Source organism: Pseudoalteromonas sp. APM04, assembly GCF_022809815.1.
GTDB classification, from domain to species: Bacteria; Pseudomonadota; Gammaproteobacteria; order Enterobacterales; family Alteromonadaceae; genus Pseudoalteromonas; species Pseudoalteromonas marina.
Window position 1 is genome coordinate 2,031,093 of the sequence record NZ_CP094441.1, and the last position, 22,468, is coordinate 2,053,560.

Consider the following 22,468-nt stretch of genomic DNA (forward strand, 5'->3'; position numbering starts at 1 on the left):
CTTCTCCCTATGAATTAGAAAGTTTTTAGTTAGCGCAAGGCTCAAAAGAGCCCGTTATAGCCCAGAGTTTCCCTAAATCACTCTGGGCATTTTTTTGTCTGCTTAAATACACCAGTGAAATGAAATAGAAATTCACAAAGGGTAGCTCTGTGATTGATTAGTAATCAAGTAATTTAATCACCACCGAGAAGTAAAGGAGAAGTGACTAACCGTTACTTATGTTTTCCCTGTGTAGCGCGCAGCGCCTCGGTGTTCTCTGTGATCATATTCTTATAAATAACAAGAAGCTGCGCTTCAACGTGAGCAAGTAAAACGTCTACAAAGCAAAGTCAATTTTACACCGTAGACGCTCCGCTTTAGAGCAGTGATTTAGTGATTAAATAAAAAACAGCATTAATGTCTTAATGTTTTCTCATTTACTTCTCATTCGCTTCTCTTTGTGCAAATGATCTTTTAAAAAGAAGCTTCGCTTCTAACGTGAGCAAGCTCAACGTCTACAAAACTAACTTAAACTTTACACCGTAGATACCATCTCTCATTTTAAGCTTCAAGGCCGTATTTAACTTTCTTGGAGCTTAAACGCTTCCTGGTTTTTTATTACACCAAAACATATATGAATTAGCTTTCGCATATTTGCACACACAGCTTGCATCGGTGTTTTACCATTGTTTATTAACGTTAACTTGTGTCTCTTTATTGTTTTATTCCATTGCCCTGCAACAATGGCCGCCATATAAAGTTTGCATCGAATTCTGGCTGGCCCAAGTTTACTGATTGATGTTCGCCCTTTTAATTTACCCGATTCATTATGCCGTGGAATTAATCCACAATAAGCGGCAGCTTCTTTGGCTTTATTAAATTTTTTAGCCGCAAACAAATACGTTAGCTCTCTCGATAATACGGGCCCAATACCAGGGATAGACTCAAGTAGTTTCCTGTTTCTTTTTAAATCAGGTTCATTATCTATGTGGTTATCAATGTCAGATTTAAGCTGTTTAATTTCATCGTCTAAAAACGCGATAGTCACTTTTATCGATTGGCAAACACGCGCGGAAACGTTGCTGAATTCACTTGCTTCTAATCGGTTAGCCTCTCGTTGTCGGTTACTCTCAAGCGCATCTAAACGACGAATAAGGGCTTTAAGCTCTCTAATTGCTAATGCTTCAGGTTGCCAATAATTAACGACTGCGTGCTTAGCACAGCCATAATGAGCAAGCATCGTTGCATCAGATTTGTCTGTTTTGTGAATTATGTTTAAAGCGTCTGCATACTTTTTAGCTTTACTGGGATTCGCTAAAATAATATTAAAGCCTTGCTCGTGTAAAAAATACATCAGCGCTTCATGATAAACACCCGTTGGTTCGAGGGTGATAACGAGCTCACTAGCAGCGCTTTTAGTTGTATTTAAAAGCCATTTTTCTATTGTTACAAAGTCTTGGCGCTTGTTTTTAAAGACTTTAGTTTTAATTTTATTTGTAAGTTGGTCTCTCAACCACGATAAATCAATCTTCTCTTTACTAATATCAATGCCGATAAACATCATCTCTACTTACTCCCCTTGTACATACAGCATCTACTTAAATAAAAGTGTGCTTGGATACCATTCAGTTTCTGAGAATAGAAAATCAGGGCCTTATCTACGGAGCAGTATTAAATACTAGACGCACAGGCAAGCTCACTGACTTCGATGTGATAAATGATAGCTAATCATTTATCAATGAGAGATACAAGACGCGCAGCTTGCTGGCGTATAAAAGCAACGCTTTTACATATCTATAAATAAAGCGCCAGCAAGCAAGGCGCCTACAATACATCAGCACCGTACATTACTAAGTGCTTATGTCACCACCGAGAAGTAAAGGAGAAAACGAGGAGAAGTGATTAATCATTACTTATGTCTTCTCTGTGTAGCCCCCTGTGTCAGGATAGTTGTCGCCTCTAACTTTTAATAGAGGCAATAAAATGAGTCGTCGATTTACACAAGAATTTAAAGTTCAAGCTGTTGAAAAAGCATTATCTCAATGTGATGATGTTCGCCTAGAAGATATTGCGTTTGATTTAGGCATCGGTTATTCAACCTTGCAACGATGGATTACGCTTGCTAAAAAACATGAACTTGAAACTAAAAATAATGGTAGTCACATGACAACAGAAAAACGCCCTCATGACTGGAGCTTAGAAGAAAGGCTTAATGCCATTATTGAATGTGCGAGTTTAGGTGAAGCAGCTCTTAATGAATATTGCCGTGCTAAGGGGCTTTACCCGCATCATATTAAACAGTGGAAGCAAGATTTTGCTAAAGGGCCTTCAACGAAGCCCGTAAAATCAGACAGTAAACAGCTCAAACAAGAAATTAAGCAACTTCAAAAAGAGCTTAATCGTAAAGACAAAGCGTTAGCAGAAACAGCTGCCTTACTTGTACTCAAAAAAAAAGCAGATGCGCTTTGGGGTTTCAACGAGGACGATTAACCAGCTCAACTGAACGTCATGAACTGATAAAGCTCATTACCGACGCGCAGAAATCAGGGGCAAGGCAAGCAAAAGCATGTGAGTTACTTGGTCTAACGGCAAGAACAATTCAACGCTGGATTGAAGCTGATGATATGACAGATAAGCGAACGAGTACGATAAAGCGACCACCTAACAGGCTAACTGAATTAGAGCAACAGCGTATTATTAAGACAGTAAATTCAATAGAATATGGACATTTACCACCCAGCAAGATAGTCCCTAAACTATTAGATAAAGGTGTGTGGATAGCATCAGAAAGCTCGTTTTATCGTGTTATGAAATCACATAAATTATTAACACACAGAGAAAAAGTTAAACCAAATAAAAAGATAAAAAAGCCAAAAGCGCTCAAGGCAACACGTGTAAACGAAATTTATACATGGGATATCACATATTTGCCAACAGCGGTTAAAGGTCAGTTTTTATACTTATATTTAGTGATGGATATTTATAGTCGAAAAATAGTTGGTTGGCAGGTTCATGACACACAGCTAAGCACACTGGCGGCTGATTTAATGGTAGATATTTGCAGGCGAGAGCAGGTAAAGCCAGATCAAGTCACGTTGCACTCGGATAATGGCAGTCCAATGAAAGGGGCAACGTTATTGGCAACATTGCAGGAGTTAGGTATTGTGCCTTCATTTAGCCGACCGTCAGTGAGTAATGATAATCCTTATTCTGAATCGCTATTTAAGACGTTAAAGTATCGCCCAGAATACCCTGAAAAAGCCTTTGAAAGCATCGGTAGTGCAAGGAAGTGGGTTAACGGATTTGTTGATTGGTACAACGATGAGCACTTGCACAGCGGTATTAAATTTGTCACGCCAAACCAGCGTCATTTAGGATTAGATAAAGCGATACTAGCGAACCGTCACCGAGTAAATGAAATAGCGAAATTGCAAAATCCAATTCGTTGGTCAGGAAAATCTAGAGATTGGACAATGATCAATGAAGTAAATTTAAATCCAGAGAAAAAAGAAGCAATGCGGGCGGCATAAAATTTAATTTGATGCGACAACTAACTTGAAAAACTCCGGTAGCGCGAAGCGCCTCGGTGTTCTCGGTGGTAGCAATTCATTTATAAATAACAAGAAGCTTGCTCACGCAAGTTATTAAAAATTAATTAAATATTCACAAAGAGGTTAAGAGACGCTCCGCTTTAGAGAAGTGACCTAATGATTTAGTAAGTAGACCCTAATACTGTTTTATGGTCTTCTCATTTACTCCTCTTTTTCTTCTCTTTGTGCAAATGGATTTTGTTAATTTTTAACAAAGAGGTTGAGAGACGCTACGCTTTAGAAAGGTAATTAAAATACTAAATTTATAAAATGCTGTATTGATCTTGTTTTTCATTTTGTGCAATTGAGTACTATTTTGTCTAAGCTTTATTTTTAACTTAATGAATCTGAAGTTTTATAAGGATATATATGAAAACTGATGACTTAACACATGCTGTAATTGGCTGTGCAATAGAAGTACATAGAACTTTAGGCCCTGGTTTGCTTGAATCAACTTATGAAGCTTGCTTGATTTATGAGTTAAATAAATTGGGTTTCACGCCCAAGAGCCAAGTTGATCTGCCACTTTACTATAAAGACACTTATATAAATGCTGGCTATAGATTAGATATTCTACTCCCCGATAATTTAATCATTGAACTCAAATCAGTAGACAAGCTACTACCAATTCATTCAGCACAATTAATAACCTATATGAAGCTTGCAAACATTGGTGCTGGGCTTCTAATAAACTTTAACACTATAAAACTCACTGATGGTATAAAGCGATTTAATTTATAAGCCATTGTTTTTATTTATTTTTAAAAAGGAGGTTAAGAGACCCCGGCTTTAGAGAAGTGAGCTAGTAAGACTGTTTGTATGTATCAGACTCTTCTCATTTATTTCTAATTTTCTTCTCTTTGTGCAAATGGTTTTAGCTAATATTTCACAAAGAGGTTGAGAGGCGCTCCGCTATAGAGAAGTGAGCTAGTGATTAAGTAAATAGATCATAATTACTGTTTTCCCCCTGTGTCAGGATAGTTGTCGCCTCTAACATTTAGCAGAGGCAAATAAAATGAAACGTCAATTTACACAAGAGTTTAAAGTTCAAGCTGTTGAAAAAGCATTATCTCAATGTGATGATGTTCGCTTAGAAGATATTGCAGATGACTTAGGTGTCGGTTATTCAACGTTACAACGTTGGATAGCACTGGCAAAAAAGCATCAACTTGAAATACACCAGACGGGTAGCCAAATGACAGCAGAAAAACGACCACAAGACTGGAGTTTAGAAGAAAGACTCAACGCAGTAATTGAGTGTGGAAGTTTAGATGAAGCCGCCATAAATGAATACTGCCGTAATATAGGGCTTTATCCGCATCATATTCAGCAATGGAAGAAAGACTTAGTAACACCACCTTCAAATAAAACAGTAAAGTCAGACAGTAAACAGCTTAAGCAAGAAATAAAGCAACTGCAAAAAGAACTGAATCGCAAAGATAAGGCCTTAGCTGAAACTGCCGCTCTACTTGTACTCAAAAAAAAAGCGGATGCACTTTGGGGTTTCAACGAGGACGATTAACAACAGCGACTGAGCGACATGAATTAATAACGCTTATCACAAACGCACAGGCTTCAGGGGCAAGGAAAGAAAAGGCATGTGAGTTACTTGGACTGACACTAAGAACCGTTCAGCGGTGGATTGAAGCAGACGATATGACTGACAAACGGACGAGTACGAAAAAACAGCCGCCTAACCGTCTCACAGAGTTAGAGCGGCAGCGCATTATTAATACGGCTAATTCAGCCGAATATGGGCATTTACCGGCCAGTAAAATAGTCCCTAAGCTGCTTGATAAGGGCATATGGATAGCGTCTGAAAGTTCGTTTTATCGTGTCATGAAGGCACATAACTTATTAACGCATAGAGAAAAAGTAAAGCCAGCTAAGCCGATAAAAAAGCCAAGAGTATTGAAAGCAGTGCGTGCAAATGAAGTCTACACTTGGGATATCACCTATTTACCAACGAGCGTAAAAGGGCAATTTTTATACTTATATTTAGTGATGGACATTTTTAGTCGAAAGGTTGTTGGCTGGCAAGTTTACGACTCACAGTTAAGTGAATTAGCCGCAGATTTAATGAAGGATATTTGCAGTCGGGAGCAAATAAAGCGCGAGCAAGTTACGTTACACTCAGATAATGGCAGCCCAATGAAAGGCGCGACATTACTGGCAACATTACAGGAGTTAGGGATTGTGCCATCATTTAGTCGACCGTCAGTAAGTAATGACAATCCATACTCTGAGTCGTTATTTAAAACGTTAAAGTATCGCCCAGAATACCCAGAAAAGCCATTTGAAGATATAAGCGCAGCAAGAGAATGGGTAAGTGGGTTCGTTGATTGGTACAATAATGAGCACCTACACAGTGGTATAAAATTTGTGACGCCAAACCAACGTCATTCAGGTTTAGATAAAGAAATATTAGCTAAGCGTCAGCAGGTAAACGACGCAGCTAAATTGAATAACCCAAGCCGTTGGTCAGGGAAGTCACGAGACTGGTCAATGATAAATGAAGTAAATTTAAACCCTGAGAAAAAAGAAGAAATGCGGGCGGCATAAAATTTAACTTGAGGCGACAACTAACTTGAAAAACTCCGTTTTAATGGGTTCTCATTTACTCCTCTTTTTCTTCTCTTTGTGCAAATAGTTTTAGTTAATATTTCACAAAGAGGTTAAGTGAATCGCCCCGTGTTTGCCAGAGACTCAATAACTTGAGAAACTGGAACTATGAAAAAATCAAATCGCTATACATCAGAATTTCGTGAACGTGCAATTAGGCTTGTTACCACACAACAGCATGAATACCCTTCTCTTTGGGCTGCGCTAGTATCGATTTCAGATAAACTGGGATGTACCCCAGAAACACTTAGAGCATGGGTCAAGAAATCTCAAGCTCAACCGTCTAAACCCTCTTCTAATACGCAATCAACTGAAGAACGCCTTGCCGTCTTAGAGCGCGAGAATAAAGAGCTCAAGCGAACGAATGATATCCTGAGGCAAGCTGCCGCTTTTTTCGCCCAAGCGGAGCTCGACCGCAAACAGAAGTAATAGTGGATTTTATTGATGCTTGCAGAGAGCATTACGGTGTCGAGTCAATTTGCAAGGAATTGCCGATTGCACCATCAACGTATTATTCTCATAAACAGATACAAAGAGAGCCTGAGCGACTGTCTAACCGCAAAAAGCGTGATGCTGAGCTGATAATACTCATTCGCGAAGTGTGGGAGGATAATATGTCAGTTTATGGTGCAAGAAAAATATGGAAGCAGCTACAGCTTGACGACCATCAAGTCGCCCGCTGTACAGTCGAACGATTGATGCGAGTTATGGGAATTCAAGGTGTTCGTCGGGGTAAAGCACATAAGACAACGATACCTGACGAGCAACAAGATAAGCCACTTGATTTAGTTAATCGTCAATTTACTGCTGAGCAGCCAAATCAACTTTGGGTAGCTGACATCACCTATGTTGCCACATGGAGTGGGTTTGTTTATGTCGCTTTCGTGATAGATGTTTTTTCACGATACATTGTAGGTTGGCGTGTATCAACGACAATGCACACAGAGCTTATTCTTGATGCGTTAGAGCAAGCTATTTGGCATCGTGGCAACCCCGAAGGGTTAATTCACCACAGCGACAGAGGCAGCCAATATTTGTCTATACGATACACTGAGCGACTTGCTGAAGCTGGAATTCAAGCGTCTGTAGGCAGTGTGGGTGACTCTTATGACAATGCATTGGCTGAAACAATAAATGGATTATTTAAAACAGAGATTATTCGCAGAAATGGCCCGTGGAAGAATGTTGATGCTGTTGAATACGCAACGTTAGAGTGGGTCAATTGGTTTAATAATCAACGCTTATTATCTTCAATTGGGTATATTTCACCAGCTCAATATGAAACAGACTACTATGATAATTTAAACGAGTCAGGTAAAGTGGCCTGACTTAAACAAACTGGTCTCCGATGAACTCGGGGCGATTCAAAGAGGCGCTCCGCTATAGAGAAGTGAGCTTATGATTAAATAAATAGATCATAATTACTGTTTTAATGTGCCCTCATTTACTCCTCATTTTCTTCTCTTTGTGCAATTGATCTTTTACAAGAAGCTGCGCTTCTAACGTGAGCAAGCTCTACGTCTTCAATAAAGGCAATGCCGGGCTTTATTTGTGTTCTAGGTCGAATTCGGTGGTGTGGCCGTCGCCGTGGATGAGTTGATAGCGGGATAAGTCGCCGTTATCTAACGTTATTAGGCTTATTGCGGAGTCGCTTACTAAATACTTTTGGCCTTCGCCTAGGGTTTGGTGTTTGTCAACTTCCATGTGCCAGCGTTTGGTGAAAAAGTTAAGCGGGCTTTTGGGGCCGTATAAAATAGAGTCTAGTTTGTCTAGTACGTTTATTAACTTACGCGGGAATTCGTTTTTTATCCCGCTTGCGGTGAGCTGCCATATTCTGTTTGGGTGATCGCCAAAACGCTTTTGCACCGAAAAACAAAACGAGTAATGTACATCGCCCGATAAAATAAGGGTTTCGTTTGGGGTGTCGGTGCGTCTAAAGGTGTCGAGTAGTTTTTTAGCCGAGCCTTCGTGGGCCATCCAGTTTTCTACATCCACCATCAATGGCTGACCGCATATATTAAAAGCCGCTTGAATGGCTTCTATTGATTTAACACCAAATACTGGCGCGGGCGATACTATAATTACTTTATCGTGACTGAGTAGGCTTTCTTCAAGCTCTGTAAGGCGCTCCCAATCGAGCAGGCCTGATGGCTCGTTAAAATTACTTTCGTTACGCCAGCGGTGTGTGCGGGTGTCGAGCACCACAACTTTAGGTGTTGTAGTTAACTCGTAATGCCAATGGTTAAATTCGTTTAGGGGTTTATCAAACGCTTTAAATTGCCATTGGTTGTTAACGCTTAAGCTTTGTTTAAATGGCGGTATTAGCGCGCTTGTTTTTACTAGCGCATCGTTACCTATACCTTGGAACAACCAGTAACTAATAAGCCCATTATTTATTATGCGTTTACTGCTTGGGTTTTGGTTTATGGCTTGCTCCCACCCTGCGGTGAGGTTCCAATCGTCGGTTACGTCGTGATCGTCAAACATCATTAACGTCGACACATTAGCAAATAATTTTTCTACTTCATTTAGCCCTTTAGCATAGCCAAGTAACGCCGACTTTTCGGCATTAAAAATACGTTGATGCTCGAAGTTTTGCCCGGTGTATTGCGCGTTTTGTAAATCAACACATTGCCAGGCAGCGGCGCTTAAATTAAGTAAATAAAGCGCTATAAATTCTTCAAAGTGAATAAGATGGTTAAATGCTTTTACGCTTGAAAAATGCGGCTCGTCTTTTTTAAGCCAATAACCCACACCCAGTTTTGAGCGCTTTTGCCACGGGGTTTTGGGTAAAAAATGGTGCCTGTTGTATAACTGTTCATCAATTTTGTTAGGCAGTGGCAACGCCATGGGTTGCTCTTTAAAAATACCTAGTTTTTCAATAAGCTGATGAATAATCAACAACATAGGCCCTGCTACATCGTCGGCGTAAACTTGGTCGCCGCTTAACAGCAATAATTGTGCGCCGGGTGTATTTTGGCTGCGTTGAGTGTTTTGCCATTGGCTTGATGTTACTAGGCTGTCTTTTGCGGGGTGATGCGCGTTTCGGCACGAGCCATGTAATATGCTGTTTAGTTTATTGGGTATAACAAATGCTGGGGTTGCTTGGTTGCTGTAAGCCCAAGCTGATAGGTCAACCTCATTGCCATTTATTATTAATTGATACGCTAGTAATGTGTCGAGTGCAAAAGGTGTACTTGCCGGTTTTACAACTACAAAGTGTAAATAAAGGTGTTCGCCTAGTGTAATGGTTTGTTGCTCGCTAGTACTTTGCGTATTGAGTATCCTAATTTGGCACTGTGCGGGGATTGACGTTGCAAATACTATGCATACGCCTGTTTGCTCAGCGCGGCGCACCATTGGCCCCATAAGTAACATAGGAAGTTGCGCCGCGTGAGTCGTCATATTATTAGCCTTTAGCTGCTAATTTAAATAGCGAGTAAAAGTTATCGGTGGTGGCTTTAGCTAGCTCGTTAAAGCTAATGCCTTTTAACTCACTAATGTAATACGCAACATCTTGCACGTAAGCAGGCTGATTAGTTTGCCCACGGTGCGGTACGGGTGCTAAATACGGCGAATCGGTTTCTATTAGTAGTCGGTCGAGTGGGATTTGCTTTACTACATCTTTAAGCTCTACTGCATTTTTAAACGTTACAATGCCAGAAATAGAAATATAAAAGCCCATATCGATGGCTTTTTTAGCCATGTCCCAGTCTTCTGTAAAACAATGTAGTACGCCGCCACAGTTTTCGGCGTTGTGCTCGCGCATTAGGTTAATGGTGTCGGCACGGGCGTCGCGTGTATGAATAATTAGCGGCTTTTGTAGTTCGTTTGCCACTTCAATATGGCCTACAAAACTTGCTTGCTGTACTGCATGCGTGTCTTTTGCATAGTAGTAATCTAGGCCTGTTTCGCCTATGGCAACTACTTTATTGTGTGACGCTAAATCAATTAATTGCTGTTTGTTAAGCGCGTCTTTTTGATCGAGCGGATGCACGCCACACGAGGCCGATACATCGTCGTAGTGCTTAATTTTATCAAGCATACTTGGGAATTGGTCAAGCGTAACGCTTACACATAAAAAGTGTTCAACCTGTTTGGCGCGTGCTTGGTCTAGCACTTGGTCTAGGTTTAAATCGAGTTTATCAAAATCAAGACGGTCTAAATGGCAATGCGAATCTACAATCAAAATTGGGCCTGTTTTTTACTACATGGTGTAAGTTGGATTACCGGAGTTTAACATAGTCCCCAGTAGTTTTTCGATCTTGGCGTTTAGGTTTGTTTTGTCGTCTAAAAAGCTAATACCAATCCCTGGCGGGTTTGAGCTTTGCGCGCCCTGCGGGGTGATCCACGCAACCTTGCCAGTGACTATGTCGTCTTCTAGTGCGTCGGGAAGGGTTACACGTAACGCCAGCGAGTGCCCTACTTCGTAACGCATGTTAGTACGCACAAATAAGCCGCCTTTTTTTAAGTAAGGCATGTAACAGCGATATAATTCGTCTAGGTCGTCTATATCTACTAATAGCTCTTGCATGGTTAATCCTTTTATTTATTACGTAAAATGTACGCTAATCGCGATACGGCGAGCGGTAAATTAAGGCCGAGAATTTTTGTGTTATTTTGCAAAAATTCGCTGAGTGCTTGTTGCGCTTCTTGATACGCTTCAAAGCTCATACCTTGTAATAATTGCTGTTTTAATTGCTCGCTTAAAAATAAGGTAAATATACGAACCAGCTCCGGTTGTTTATTTATTATATCGACTAACGCTTTGAAATTATGGCTTTGTTTAAACTCAGTTGCAAACTTATAAAGGGTATCTATATTTTGTAACTGGTTTTGCTCTTGCCACTGTTTTACTTGTAATGGCTGGCTATAAAAAAGCGGTAGCCAAGGGTAATTTTGTATTTGTAACGACTCAAGCCATTGCTGCGCTAGTTGTGTACTTGTTACTTTTACGTCGGTTTTAGCGCATCGGCTTAAAATAGTGGCTGGCAATTGCGCAGGTTGGCTTGTGGTTAATATTAAAAACCGGCTATTGCTTGGCTCTTCTAGCGTTTTTAACAAGGCGTTAGCCGCTGCCATGGTCATTTTTTCGCAGTTTTCTATTACCACTACTTTGTTGCCATTTTGCGCCGCTGAGTGGTTCATAAAATCGCTAATGGCGCGTATGTCGTCTACGCCAATGCTTTGGCCGTCTACCTGGGTTATGCGCTTGTCGGGGTGCGTACCCGCAAGGTTAAGCGAGCAACTTTTACATTGCCCACATGGCGCTAAAATACTGTTTGGTGCGGCTGTTTGCTGGGTAATATTTTGGCATAACAAGGCATTGGCTAATTCGTCACTTAAGGCAAACTTACCTACACCCACAGGCCCACAAAACAATTGGGCATGATGAAAACGCTGACCACGAAAGCTTTGTGCTAAGTGTTGCTGTGTTTCATATAGCCAAGGTAGAGACATGTTATTTTAGCTCTTCAAAAAAAGTACGTAATACGTTTGTGATATCGCGATGTACTTTATCAATTTCTTGATTGGCATCTACGGTTTTAATTGAGTTGTCGTCGCTTGCAAGCTCTAGGTAGCGCATGCGTGTACGCTGAAAAAACTCAATAGCTTCTTGCTCTATTCGGTCAAGTTCACCTCGCCCTTTAGCACGTTCAAGGCCAATTACTGGGTCTATGTCGAGGTAAATGGTTAAGTCGGGCTTTAGGCCTTTTAATACCATAGACGATAACGACGCTAGTGTATTTGAGCTAATACCACGCCCGCCGCCTTGATACGCCTGCGACGATAAGTCGTGACGGTCGGCTAATATCCATTTACCTTGCTCAAGCGCAGGGTTTATTACGTTATGCATTAGCTGCGAACGTGCGGCGTACATAATAAGCAGCTCGGTTTCGAAGGCTATTTCTTCTTCGTGTTCGGCTTTTACTAATGTACGTAACGACTCGGCCAATGGCGTGCCGCCAGGTTCGCGCACGTTAATGTAATCTATTTGTTTTTTGTTTAAAAAGTCTTGGCAAAGTGAAATAGCGGTTGATTTACCCGCGCCTTCTAGGCCTTCTACTACTATAAATTTTGGTTTCATAAACAAGTTAATTCTTTTTATTTAAAATATAGGTTTTAACTGCCGCGTTATGTTGTTTTAACGTGGTAGAAAATTGGTGGCTGCCATCGCCTTTTGCTACAAAGTAAACATAGTCGCTTTGTGGCGGGTTTACCGCAGCTAAAATAGCTTCTTTTGATGGCATAGCTATTGGCGTTGGCGGTAATCCATCAATACGGTAGGTATTGTATGGCGTATGATTGCGTAAATCTTTGTATTTAATATCACCATCAAAGTTTTCACCCAGGCCGTATATTACGGTTGGATCGGTTTGTAGGCGCATTTTTGTGTTTAACCGATTGACAAAAACCGAGGCAATTAAAGGGCGCTCGCTGGCTACTGCGGTTTCTTTTTCAATAATTGAGGCCATTATTAGTGCCTCGTACGCAGTGTTATAAGGTAAATTGTTAGCGCGTTTTTGCCATGCATCGCTTAGTATTTGTTGCATGGTTTGTGCGGCGCGTTTTAATACACTGCTTGCGGTATCGTTATGCTGGTAGTGGTAAGTATCTGGAAATAACCAGCCTTCTAACAATGTATCTTCATTTATAATTTGTTTACCTAACTCGTCTAACTTTAGATCGTTATTTAAATTAGGCGCATTTTTAATATTTGCTAATACATCGCGCAGCGCTTGGCCTTCAATAATGGTAAAGCTAAAGCTGATTTGTTGACCTTGGTTTATTTTTTTTATGTTATTAATAACACTGGTATTTGAAAGCTCGTAAAGCCCGGCTTTTAAATCGGTTAGTGTGGGGTCGAGCTTTGCAATAACTTGGTAACGCCAACAGCTTTCAACCCAGTTTTTTGCTTGCCATTGCTGGCATAATTTATTAAAACCGGTGCCCTTTTTTACCTCAAATTGCGTGCTTTCGCCTATATTTAGCGGGCTTTGTAGGGTTGCCTGCAATTGCTGATAGCCAATAGCTGTGCTAATGATCGCTAAAAAAGCGACTGATAAAATAACTTTTAACACTAAGCCTCCTTGGCTAATAAATTAGTTAGCAATGCGTTGCTGTGGGCTACATTAAAGCACTGTTGCTCTATGCGTTTAACAGGTACTGCATGCATTAAGCTGTTGCATACAAATACAGCATCGGCTTTGGTTAAATCGTTTACTGTAATGTGTTTAAACTCAACCGTTAATTTATCACATAACGCTTGCAGATAAACGCCCTTTATACCGCATTCATTGAGCTTTGGTGTAAATACTTTACCGTGTTTAATGGCAAATATATTAGCTGCTGAAGCTTCAATTACCTGGTTGTTGTAGTCGAGCACAAGTACGTCGTCGCAATTTTGCGTTTGCATGGCTTTTTTAATGAGTACTTGCTCTAACCTATTTAGGGTTTTTAGCCCCGCAAGTAAAGGCTGCGCCGCTAATTTAATAGGGCTTATTTCAAGGCTAACCCCCTGCTCTGCAAGTGCATTGTAGTTTGCAGGGTATTCAAGCACGCTTACTATAATTGTTAAATTACATTCGCTTGGTAAGTTATATCCGCGCCCGCCTTCACCGCGTGTTACGAGTATTTTTAACACGCCCGTTTGCTTTTGTTTTACTTGATTGTGTATGTGTTGCTCTAAAGGGCTAAAGTCGAGTTCAGGAAAGGCTAATCGCTCAGCACATTCAGCTAAGCGAGCTTTGTGGTGGTGCCAATATTCAACTTGCCCATTTACAATTTTTGCTGTTGTAAAAAAACCATCGCCATAGTTTAAGCCTCTGTCGGTTATGCTAACGGCGTTTAATTGGCTGGCATTTATGATTGTTTGCGTATTATTTATTATTTTTTGCATATAAAAAAAGCCCAGTTAAACAACTGAGCTCTTATAAAGTGGTTCGTTGTTAAAAAAGATTATACCTTTTTAAATAGCAACGAGCCATTAGTACCACCAAAGCCAAATGAGTTACACAGTGAGTAATCTAGTTTTGCATCGCGCGCTGTATGCGCAATGTAATCTAGGTCACAGCCTTCATCTGGGTTATCAAGGTTGATAGTAGGCGACACTTTTTGATCTTTTAGCGACAATATCGACACGATTGATTCAACTGAGCCCGCTGCACCCAGTAAGTGACCCATCATCGATTTAGACGAGCCAACCATTACGTCTTTTGCTGCATTGCCAAAAATAGATTTAACTGCAGCAGTTTCGGCTTTATCGCCAGCGTTGGTCGACGTACCGTGGGCGTTTATGTAACCTACTTGTTCTGCATTTACCTGCGCATCTTTTAATGCGTTTTCCATTGCAAGGGCTGCGCCTGCGCCGTCTTCTGGAGGGGATGTCATGTGGAATGCATCGCCACTCATACCAAAACCAACTAGCTCGGCATAAATGTTTGCGCCACGTGCTTTTGCGTGTTCGTATTCTTCAACAACTACAACACCAGCACCATCAGAAAGTACAAAACCGTCACGGTCTTTATCCCACGGGCGCGACGCTGCTTGTGGGTCGTCGTTACGTGTTGATAATGCGCGTGCTGCGTTAAAGCCACCCATACCTATAGGTGTACACGCTTTTTCGGCACCGCCAGCAACCATTGCGTCGGCATCGCCGTAGGCAATCATACGTGCTGCATGACCAATGTTATGTAAACCTGTCGTACACGCAGTTACAATTGAAATGTTAGGGCCACGTAGTCCGTACATTATTGATAAATGACCCGAGATCATATTAATAATGGTAGAAGGCACATAAAATGGAGATAGCTTACGTGGGCCACTGTTAAGTAACTTAACGTGGTTTTCTTCAATTAGCGTTAGGCCGCCAATACCAGAACCAACAGCAACACCAATGCGCGTTGCGTTTTCTTCTGTGATTTCTAGGCCTGAATCTTTAAAGGCTTGAACACCCGCTGCTAAACCATATTGGATAAATAAATCCATTTTTTTTGCATCTTTAGGTGGCATATAAGCCGATGCATCAAAGTCGTTGATTAAACCAGCGAACTTTGTTCCAAATTTTGATGTATCAAAGTGTGTTATTGTTTGTATACCACTTTTAGCATCTAATAAGCCTTGCCAGGTTGATTGAACATCATTGCCTAGCGGCGTCAACATTCCTAAGCCAGTTACGACGACACGACGTTTAGCCACGGTTTGCCTCCAATAAGGGATATTTATAATTTTATTAAAATTTTAACCATTTTAATTTTTAAATGGTTTTTTAATCCAATTAGATTCACAAGGGGATCATCATACCCAAGCAACCTCAAAGTGCGAGTCTCAAACTTGTTTGAAAACACATAACGCAAACAAAATTAATGTTAGTTAAATTTGGGGAGTTAAGGTTTGATTTTTGAATCATGAACTTTGAGGTGGTTTGGCTACATAGATTAAAGGCAGCGAATGCTGCCTTTAATATACAATTGATTACTCAGCGTGAGCTGTTACGTAATCGATTGCGCTTTGAACTGTAGTGATCTTTTCAGCTTCTTCGTCTGGGATCTCAGTGTCAAACTCTTCTTCAAGAGCCATTACTAGTTCTACAGTATCAAGAGAATCTGCACCTAGGTCATCTACGAAAGAAGATTCGTTTTTAACTTCTTCTTCTTTAACACCTAGTTGTTCAATGATAATTTTTTTTACGCGTTCTTGGATATCGCTCATTCTTCTTTCCTTTATTAAAACGCCAATGCGTTATTTTCAGATTGCGGGGTAGTTTACGCCGCATAATTCTCTGATTCAATGATCTGACCGTAAATAATTGTCTGGTCAAACCTCTGAGTGTGTGTTTTGCCTGTTATCGCTTATTTTAATAGCAATTTCAAGTATGTTTAAAGCAAGTTCACAAATAATTCAATGTTTTTTAGTGAATTATGCCAACTTAATTTTACTCTTGTAATGGCTATATGGTTATTAAACCATATACATCGCGCCATTTACATGCAAAGTTTCGCCTGATACATACGCAGCAGCGTCAGATGCTAAATAACACACTGCAGCTGCAATTTCGTCAGGTTGACCTAAACGACCCGCAGGTACATTAGCTAAAGTGGCTGCTTTTTGGTCATCGGTTAGCTCGTTGGTCATATCTGTTTGGATAAAACCCGGTGCAATTACGTTCACTGTTATACCGCGTGAGGCAACTTCGCGTGCTAATGATTTAGAAAAACCAATAACACCCGCTTTAGCCGCAGCGTAGTTAGCTTGCCCTGCATTACCCATAGTGCCTACTACCGAACCAATATTAATGATACGGCCGTTCTTTTTCTTCATCATTGGACGTAACACTGCCTTAGATAAACGGAAAATAGAGCTTAGGTTGGTGTCGATAATATCGTCCCACTCGGCTTCTTTCATTCGCATCAGTAAATTGTCGCGCGTGATACCTGCGTTATTTACTAGTACGTCAATATCGCCTAAGTCGGCTTTTATTGCAGCCAAAGTAGCCTCAATTGAAGCAGGATCGGTGACGTTTAATGCATAACCTTTACCGTTATCACCTAAATAGTCACTAATGTTAGCCGCACCCGACTCGCTTGTTGCTGTACCAGCGACTTTTGCGCCTTGTGCAACCAGCATAGTTGCAATTGCTTTACCAATACCACGGCTTGCGCCTGTAATTAGGACAACTTTGCCCTCTAAAGAAAATAAGTTAGACATTTTTTTTACTCTTATTTAGCTGTATCAATTGAAGCGGCGTCGTTTACTGAGCCACATACCATTGCTTTATCAATTCGTTTTGCCAGGCCTGTTAATACTTTACCCGGACCAAATTCGTAGCTTTGCGTTACGCCTTGCGCTACTAATGTTTGCACGGTTTCTGTCCAGCGTACTGGACTGTATAATTGACGCACAAGTGCATCTTTAATCGCGTCAGCTGAACTTTCTGCTTTTACATCTACATTATTAATTACATCACACTTAGGTGTATTAAATGTTAAAGCGGCTAAATCATTCGCCAGTTTTTCTGCTGCCGGCTTCATCAGTTCGCAGTGTGAAGGCACACTAACCGATAACGGTAATGCGCGTTTTGCGCCCGCTTCTTTACAGGCTACTGATGCTCTATCTACTGCCGCTTTATGCCCGGCTATTACAACTTGACCTGGTGAATTGTAGTTAACTGGCGATACAACTTCGCCTTGTGCTGATGCTGCACACGCCGCTTTAATTTCGTCGTCGCCTAAACCAATAATAGCGGCCATTGAGCCCACACCTGCTGGTACGGCTTCTTGCATGTACAAGCCACGGTTTTCTACTAATTTTACAGCTTCGCTTAAACTAATCACGTTACTGCATACCAGTGCTGAATATTCACCTAAGCTGTGCCCTGCCATGACAACATCGGCGTCTGGATTTTTAGCTAACCAGTCGCGATAAATCGCAACACTTGCGGTTAATAATGCAGGTTGAGTTCGGTGGGTTTCGTTTAGTTTTTCTTCTGGACCGTTAAGAACTAACGCTGCTAAGTCGTATCCCAATGCGGTTGATGCTTCTGCAAACGTTGATTTTACAATGTCGGAGGTTTCTAAAAGCGCTTGTAACATACCTACGCTTTGCGAACCTTGACCTGGGAATAGAAGTGCAATTTTTTGTGCCATACTTTGCTCTTTTTAATTAAACAAATAAATAATGAAATACACGGCACATCAATTTACTGATTGGCCACCGTGTCTTTAGAATGTGTTTTTTCGAAAATAGCGGCTATTTTAGTGGGAAGTTGACGTTCAACTTCTTTTACCGCTTCATCGATTGCTGCTTGAAATGCCTTAGCTGAGGCGTTTCCATGGCTTTTAACGACAATACCGCGCAATCCTACCAGAGAAGCACCGTTATACTGGTCGGGGTTCACCCTTTTATAGAGTTTTTTTATGATTGGGCTAAGGATAAACGCCATACATTTATATATAAGGTGTTTTTCGAGGGCTTTTGAGAACTTATTCATGATAAGTTTGGCAATACCTTCACAGGTTTTAAGGGCAACGTTGCCAACAAACCCTTCACATACGATAACATCGGCCTTACCTGTAAAAATATCGCTACCTTCACTGTAACCAATATAATTTATATGTGGGCTTTGCTGCATTAATTGCGCAGCGTGTTTTATGTCGTCGTGGCCTTTAATGTCTTCTGCGCCAATGTTTAACAAACTTACGCGCGGGTTATCACAACCAAGTCCTTGGCCTGCAACCACTGAGCCCATTAGGCCAAATTGATAGAGTATTTCGCTATCGCAGTGTACGTTTGCGCCTAAGTCGAGTAAATACACTGGGTTTTTACGCTCTGTTGGTACAGATGAAATAAGTGCGGGACGTTTTACACCAGGCAACATTTTTAATACGTAATGCGCCATAAAAAATAACGCGCCAGTATTACCTGAACTTACGCATGCTTGAGCCTCGCCTGATTTAACTAAATCAAGGGCAACGCGCATTGAAGAATCTTTTTTTGAACGAACAGCAACAGCAGGTTCGCAGGCATTAGTGACTATTTCACTGCAATGACGAATTATGAGTCTTGGGTGAGATAAAGAATCGAGGGATTCGAGTTCTTTAGATATAACTTGCTCGTTACCACACAGTATAAGTGTAAGGTTGGCGTGAGCGTTTACTGCACTAACAGCAGCAGGAATAGATGAACGGGGGCCGTAATCGCCCCCCATCATATCTAACGCTATGGTTAGATTATTCAGCATCAAAGCAATCTCTTAGTTAGAAATTACTTGAACGCCTTTGTAGTAACCGTCAGCAGTTACATGGTGACGACGATGAGTCTCACCTGAAGTTTGGTCAACTGTTAAAGTTGGACCGTTGATCGCATCGTGTGAACGGCGCATGCCGCGTCTTGCACGAGACTTTTTGCTTTTTTGTACAGCCATTAGTCTTCTCCTAAGAATCTTTCTTAAGTTGTTTCAAAATATCAAATGGATTTGGTTTATCATCTTCCGCTTTTAACACACCAAAGCTGGCAGGCTTTGACGAGTAATTGCACGAAGCTTCGTTGTGTGTAGGCACTAATGGCACCGCTAAAATTAATTCGTCTTCGATTAACTCAAACACGTTAATTTCACCGTTTTCATCAAGCGCTACTTCATCGTAGTCTTCTGGAAGATCATCCGACTCAGCATCCAAACCAATTGGCGAATACATAAAGTCTTGATCCAAATCCAACCCTAAATCATCATTACAACGTTGACAAGTTACAGTAACGTGTGTGGACAAATTGCCGCTAATCACAACTAAACCTTGCTCATCGTTTTTGCACTGAATTTTTACCGCTATTTCACCTACTTCTTCCTGTACAACACCTCGTAAACGAGTCAGTTTTTCAAGCGGTACAATACCATCGTATGATAAACGGTGTTGCGCTGCTTTCCCAGGATGAAGAGTGAAGGGAATTTTTACCTTTTGCATAGGGGCTGCATCATATAGATAGTTAGTTTGTTAGTCAAAGTAAAAAACCATTTTTACTAGGTTTTTCACGTGTTTTACTCACGGATCTGATTTATCCTAACTCAATCTGATTTATCTTAGGAAAACCATTCATGAAGCACTCGCTTATTTTAGCCTCAAGCTCGCCTTTTAGGCAGTCTTTATTACAAAAATTTAATTTACCGTTTAAAGCCTTTTCACCCGATGTTGACGAATCAGCACTTGAAAACGAAACACCCAATGAGTTAGTTAAGCGTTTAAGTGAACTTAAAGCTACTGAAGCTACTAAACATTTTAACGAAGGTTTAGTTATTGGCTCTGATCAAGTGGCTGTGTTTAATGACCAAATTTTAGGTAAGCCGCACACTAAAGAAAACGCCGTAAAGCAATTGAGCCTGTTTAGTGGCCAAACAGTTACTTTTTTAACCGGATTATGTGTTTTTGATATTCAAAGTGGGCAAAGTAGAAGCCTTGTTGAACCATTTAATGTGACTTTTAAAACACTCACTACAGCACAAATTAGCGCTTACTGCGATGCAGAACAGCCTTATAATTGTGCTGGTAGCTTTAAAAGTGAAGGACTCGGCATTTGTTTATTTGAAAAACTAAGCGGTGACGATCCCAATAGTTTAATTGGTTTGCCACTCATTAAACTCAGCCAATTATTAGCTGAGTTTAATGTTGATGTGTTGAGCTTACAAACCAAATAACGCTTGCTTTAAGTGTTAGCCTATTAAAACCTGTTGCAACTGTTGGTAGCTATCGACTGTTGCAATTGGGTCATACTCACTTAATTGCTGTGCATTGTGTACACCCATAGTAACGCCTATTCGGTCCATGTTTGCTGCCCTACCCATTGCCATATCAATTTGTGTATCACCTATCATTACAGCTTCGTTGGCACTTACGCCAAGCTCCGCTAATAATTGATAAAGCATATCGGGTGAGGGTTTAGACTGTGCATCGTCACTTGTGCGGGTGGCACTAAAAAAATGTCTCAGCTGGCTTTGATCTAATAAGCGTTCTAAACCGTCTCTTCCTTTACCTGTTGCGATAGCAAGTACTGCCCCGTTTTGTTTAAGGGCATTGAGTACGTTTGCTACATCACCAAATACAGGTGTAGGTGTTGGGTCAACTTTATAATGTGCCTTGTATGCATTAATTAGTGCGGTTTGCTTTGTTGGGTAACTGGGGAATAGCACCTCCATTGCCTTTTCAAGCGACAGCCCAATAATATTTTTTATTGCGATGTCGCTTGGCGGTGCAATATTTAAAGATTGTGCACTGCATTTAATACAGTTAACTATTTTGCCAATTGAGTCCATGATGGTGCCGTCCCAATCAAAAATAACTAATTTGTATTGATTACTGGCCATACATTAAGACTCTTTAGCTGCGCGTAACTTTAATAAGCAATTGCTAAGGGCTTTATCAAGGGGTGCTTCTACACGCATAGTGGTTTCGTTTTTTGGGTGATAAAAACTTAAATCGTGCGCGTGTAAAAATAAGCGATTTAAACCTACTTTGCGCATTCCTGCGTCAAACGCTTGGTCACCGTACTTATCGTCGCATGCAATTGGGTGCCCTTTACATTGGGTGTGTACACGAATTTGGTGTGTTCGCCCTGTTACTGGCGACGCTTGTACAAGTGAACATTCGTTAAAACGCTCTAGTACTTTAAAACGAGTATGCGACGGCTTGCCCTCAACATTGTCTACGCGAACAACGCGCTCGCCCGATTTAAGCGTATTTTTGCGCAGGCCTTCGGTTACGTTTTTAGTTTTACCATCCCACTGGCCGTCAACTAGCGCCCAATAGTTTTTTTCCATGGTTTTTTCACGAAGTTGCTCGTGTAACGATGTTAAAACTGAGCGGCGTTTTGAAATTAGTAAACACCCTGATGTATCGCGGTCAAGCCTGTGTACTAGCTCAAGGTTGCGCTCTTCTGGGCGAAGTACACGCAGCGCTTCTATTAAGCCATAACTTAAACCACTGCCGCCATGAACAGCCATGCCTGATGGTTTATTTATAACAATGAGGTATTTGTCTTCAAATAAAATATCGTCTTCAAGGCGCGTTACTTTATCTAGTTTTGAAGGCACAAACTCTTCGCGCTCTGCCACTTTTATAGGTGGGATACGAATGATGTCGTCTAACTGTAATTTATATACTGGCTTAATACGTTTTTTATTTACACGCACCTCGCCTTTACGAAGAATTTTGTAGATTGCGCTTTTAGGCACCCCTTTTAAATGGGTAATAAGAAAGTTATCAATTCGCTGACCTAAATGGTCTTCGTTGATTGTGACAAAAGATACTTGTAAGCCGGTTTTTTCTGACATTGCCTAATCACTGATTTAAGTAAAATAATTTAGTTGCTAACACTGTTATAATAGTGGGATAATCAGCAGCGCAAATATTTAGTATTTGCAAATAACAACGGTGCTTTTTAACTTAACACATTAAAACATTCGTGATGCACATTCTGGGTAGCCGATCATACAGATCCGAGTTAAGTTTTCCAAAGCTTTTATACATACCTAGTAAACACGTGCGGTCAACTAACAGCAATGCGCGTAATATATTGCAGGTTAAGTTTGAACATGAAGTGGTTTTTAATGCGATTGAAAAAGCAATGAACAGATAATTTGTCTGATAGTGACGGCGTAAAAAGCGCCGTTCAGCAACTGCTCAATTATTGTAGTACCGTAAAGCAGCTTATTTAGAACTAAAAAAATCTAATAAATAAGTATTCATTAACATCGGCAGCGAATTTTGCTCTTAAACCAGGATTTAGCGATA

General features: G+C 40.8%; 22 protein-coding genes and 1 other annotated feature. Of the genes, 5 read left to right on the forward strand and 17 right to left on the reverse strand.

Translation table 11 applies throughout. The features are described from left to right. Positions 1-559: 559 nt before the first annotated feature. Complete coding sequence (locus MTP24_RS09445) at positions 560-1,543, reverse strand: IS110 family transposase (protein WP_243530847.1); 984 nt, start codon at positions 1,541-1,543, stop codon at positions 560-562. A 419-nt stretch (positions 1,544-1,962) separates the two neighbouring features. Between MTP24_RS09445 and MTP24_RS09450 the strand changes: the two genes are divergently transcribed. From MTP24_RS09450 to MTP24_RS09465, 4 genes are all read left to right on the forward strand, one after another. Then, positions 1,963-3,509, forward strand: a protein-coding gene (locus tag MTP24_RS09450; protein ID WP_243530850.1) for an IS3 family transposase whose coding sequence is annotated in 2 segments (ribosomal slippage) — positions 1,963-2,422 and positions 2,422-3,509 — 1,548 coding nt in all. Because the reading frame shifts where the segments join, the coding sequence is not laid out codon by codon here. Positions 3,510-3,938: 429 nt separating this feature from the next. Further along, on the forward strand, positions 3,939-4,310 hold the full coding sequence (locus MTP24_RS09455) for a GxxExxY protein (RefSeq protein ID WP_243530853.1): 372 nt from the start codon (positions 3,939-3,941) through the stop codon (positions 4,308-4,310). Positions 4,311-4,584: 274 nt separating this feature from the next. Continuing rightward, positions 4,585-6,131, forward strand: a protein-coding gene (locus MTP24_RS09460; RefSeq protein ID WP_086007399.1) for an IS3 family transposase whose coding sequence is annotated in 2 segments (ribosomal slippage) — positions 4,585-5,065 and positions 5,065-6,131 — 1,548 coding nt in all. Because the reading frame shifts where the segments join, the coding sequence is not laid out codon by codon here. 168 nt (positions 6,132-6,299) lie between these two features. Then, positions 6,300-7,519 (forward strand): IS3 family transposase gene (locus tag MTP24_RS09465; RefSeq protein ID WP_223230517.1). Its coding sequence is split into 2 segments (ribosomal slippage): positions 6,300-6,588 and positions 6,588-7,519, totalling 1,221 coding nucleotides; the frame shifts between segments, so codons are not numbered across the junction. After that, positions 6,578-6,694 (forward strand) — a sequence feature (AL1L pseudoknot). It overlaps the preceding gene by 117 nt. 217 nt (positions 7,520-7,736) lie before the next feature. Here the strand turns inward: MTP24_RS09465 and MTP24_RS09470 are convergent. The 14 genes from MTP24_RS09470 to yceD form a co-directional block, all read right to left on the reverse strand. Further along, a complete protein-coding gene (locus MTP24_RS09470) occupies positions 7,737-9,596 on the reverse strand; it encodes an alkaline phosphatase D family protein (protein WP_243530856.1) in 1,860 nt (619 codons plus the stop codon). A 4-nt stretch (positions 9,597-9,600) separates the two neighbouring features. Continuing rightward, the gene (locus MTP24_RS09475) at positions 9,601-10,380 is read right to left on the reverse strand and encodes a YchF/TatD family DNA exonuclease (protein WP_243530859.1); all 780 of its coding nucleotides are present in this window, start codon (positions 10,378-10,380) and stop codon (positions 9,601-9,603) included. Between the two features lie 18 nt (positions 10,381-10,398). Further along, positions 10,399-10,725, reverse strand: a complete 327-nt coding sequence (locus MTP24_RS09480; protein ID WP_006792298.1) for a PilZ domain-containing protein — start codon at positions 10,723-10,725, stop codon at positions 10,399-10,401. Between the two features lie 11 nt (positions 10,726-10,736). Beyond that, a complete protein-coding gene (locus MTP24_RS09485; protein WP_138741239.1) occupies positions 10,737-11,651 on the reverse strand; it encodes a DNA polymerase III subunit delta' in 915 nt (304 codons plus the stop codon). 1 nt (position 11,652) lies between these two features. Further along, positions 11,653-12,279, reverse strand: a complete 627-nt coding sequence (tmk, locus tag MTP24_RS09490) for a dTMP kinase (RefSeq protein ID WP_010557316.1) — start codon at positions 12,277-12,279, stop codon at positions 11,653-11,655. Positions 12,280-12,286: 7 nt separating this feature from the next. Next, positions 12,287-13,273 (reverse strand): endolytic transglycosylase MltG, encoded by a 987-nt coding sequence (gene mltG / locus MTP24_RS09495; RefSeq protein ID WP_243530862.1) that lies wholly within the window; start codon positions 13,271-13,273, stop codon positions 12,287-12,289. Next, the gene (pabC, locus tag MTP24_RS09500) at positions 13,273-14,091 is read right to left on the reverse strand and encodes an aminodeoxychorismate lyase (protein WP_243530865.1); all 819 of its coding nucleotides are present in this window, start codon (positions 14,089-14,091) and stop codon (positions 13,273-13,275) included. Before pabC ends, mltG begins: the two co-directional genes overlap by 1 nt. A 59-nt stretch (positions 14,092-14,150) precedes the next feature. Beyond that, the gene (gene fabF / locus MTP24_RS09505; protein WP_006792303.1) at positions 14,151-15,389 is read right to left on the reverse strand and encodes a beta-ketoacyl-ACP synthase II; all 1,239 of its coding nucleotides are present in this window, start codon (positions 15,387-15,389) and stop codon (positions 14,151-14,153) included. A gap of 276 nt (positions 15,390-15,665) precedes the next feature. Next, positions 15,666-15,902 (reverse strand): acyl carrier protein, encoded by a 237-nt coding sequence (acpP, locus tag MTP24_RS09510; protein ID WP_006792304.1) that lies wholly within the window; start codon positions 15,900-15,902, stop codon positions 15,666-15,668. A 249-nt stretch (positions 15,903-16,151) separates the two neighbouring features. Continuing rightward, on the reverse strand, positions 16,152-16,898 hold the full coding sequence (gene fabG / locus MTP24_RS09515) for a 3-oxoacyl-ACP reductase FabG (RefSeq protein WP_006792305.1): 747 nt from the start codon (positions 16,896-16,898) through the stop codon (positions 16,152-16,154). A gap of 11 nt (positions 16,899-16,909) precedes the next feature. Then, complete coding sequence (gene fabD, locus MTP24_RS09520) at positions 16,910-17,836, reverse strand: ACP S-malonyltransferase (RefSeq protein WP_243530868.1); 927 nt, start codon at positions 17,834-17,836, stop codon at positions 16,910-16,912. Positions 17,837-17,889: 53 nt separating this feature from the next. After that, positions 17,890-18,930 (reverse strand): phosphate acyltransferase PlsX, encoded by a 1,041-nt coding sequence (gene plsX / locus MTP24_RS09525; RefSeq protein ID WP_243530872.1) that lies wholly within the window; start codon positions 18,928-18,930, stop codon positions 17,890-17,892. Between the two features lie 12 nt (positions 18,931-18,942). Then, entirely contained in the window at positions 18,943-19,113 is a 171-nt protein-coding gene (gene rpmF, locus MTP24_RS09530) for a 50S ribosomal protein L32 (protein ID WP_004587686.1), read from the reverse strand. 10 nt (positions 19,114-19,123) lie between these two features. After that, complete coding sequence (gene yceD / locus MTP24_RS09535) at positions 19,124-19,648, reverse strand: 23S rRNA accumulation protein YceD (RefSeq protein ID WP_008126337.1); 525 nt, start codon at positions 19,646-19,648, stop codon at positions 19,124-19,126. 131 nt (positions 19,649-19,779) lie between these two features. Here yceD and MTP24_RS09540 point away from each other — a divergent pair, with 131 nt between their 5' ends. Continuing rightward, positions 19,780-20,376 (forward strand): Maf family protein, encoded by a 597-nt coding sequence (locus MTP24_RS09540; RefSeq protein WP_039037883.1) that lies wholly within the window; start codon positions 19,780-19,782, stop codon positions 20,374-20,376. A gap of 15 nt (positions 20,377-20,391) precedes the next feature. Here the strand turns inward: MTP24_RS09540 and MTP24_RS09545 are convergent, their stop codons facing one another. Both MTP24_RS09545 and rluC read right to left on the reverse strand, forming a co-directional pair. Continuing rightward, complete coding sequence (locus tag MTP24_RS09545) at positions 20,392-21,042, reverse strand: HAD-IA family hydrolase (protein WP_243530876.1); 651 nt, start codon at positions 21,040-21,042, stop codon at positions 20,392-20,394. 3 nt (positions 21,043-21,045) lie between these two features. Beyond that, entirely contained in the window at positions 21,046-22,008 is a 963-nt protein-coding gene (gene rluC, locus MTP24_RS09550) for a 23S rRNA pseudouridine(955/2504/2580) synthase RluC (protein WP_006792311.1), read from the reverse strand. Between the last annotated feature and the right edge of the window lie 460 nt (positions 22,009-22,468).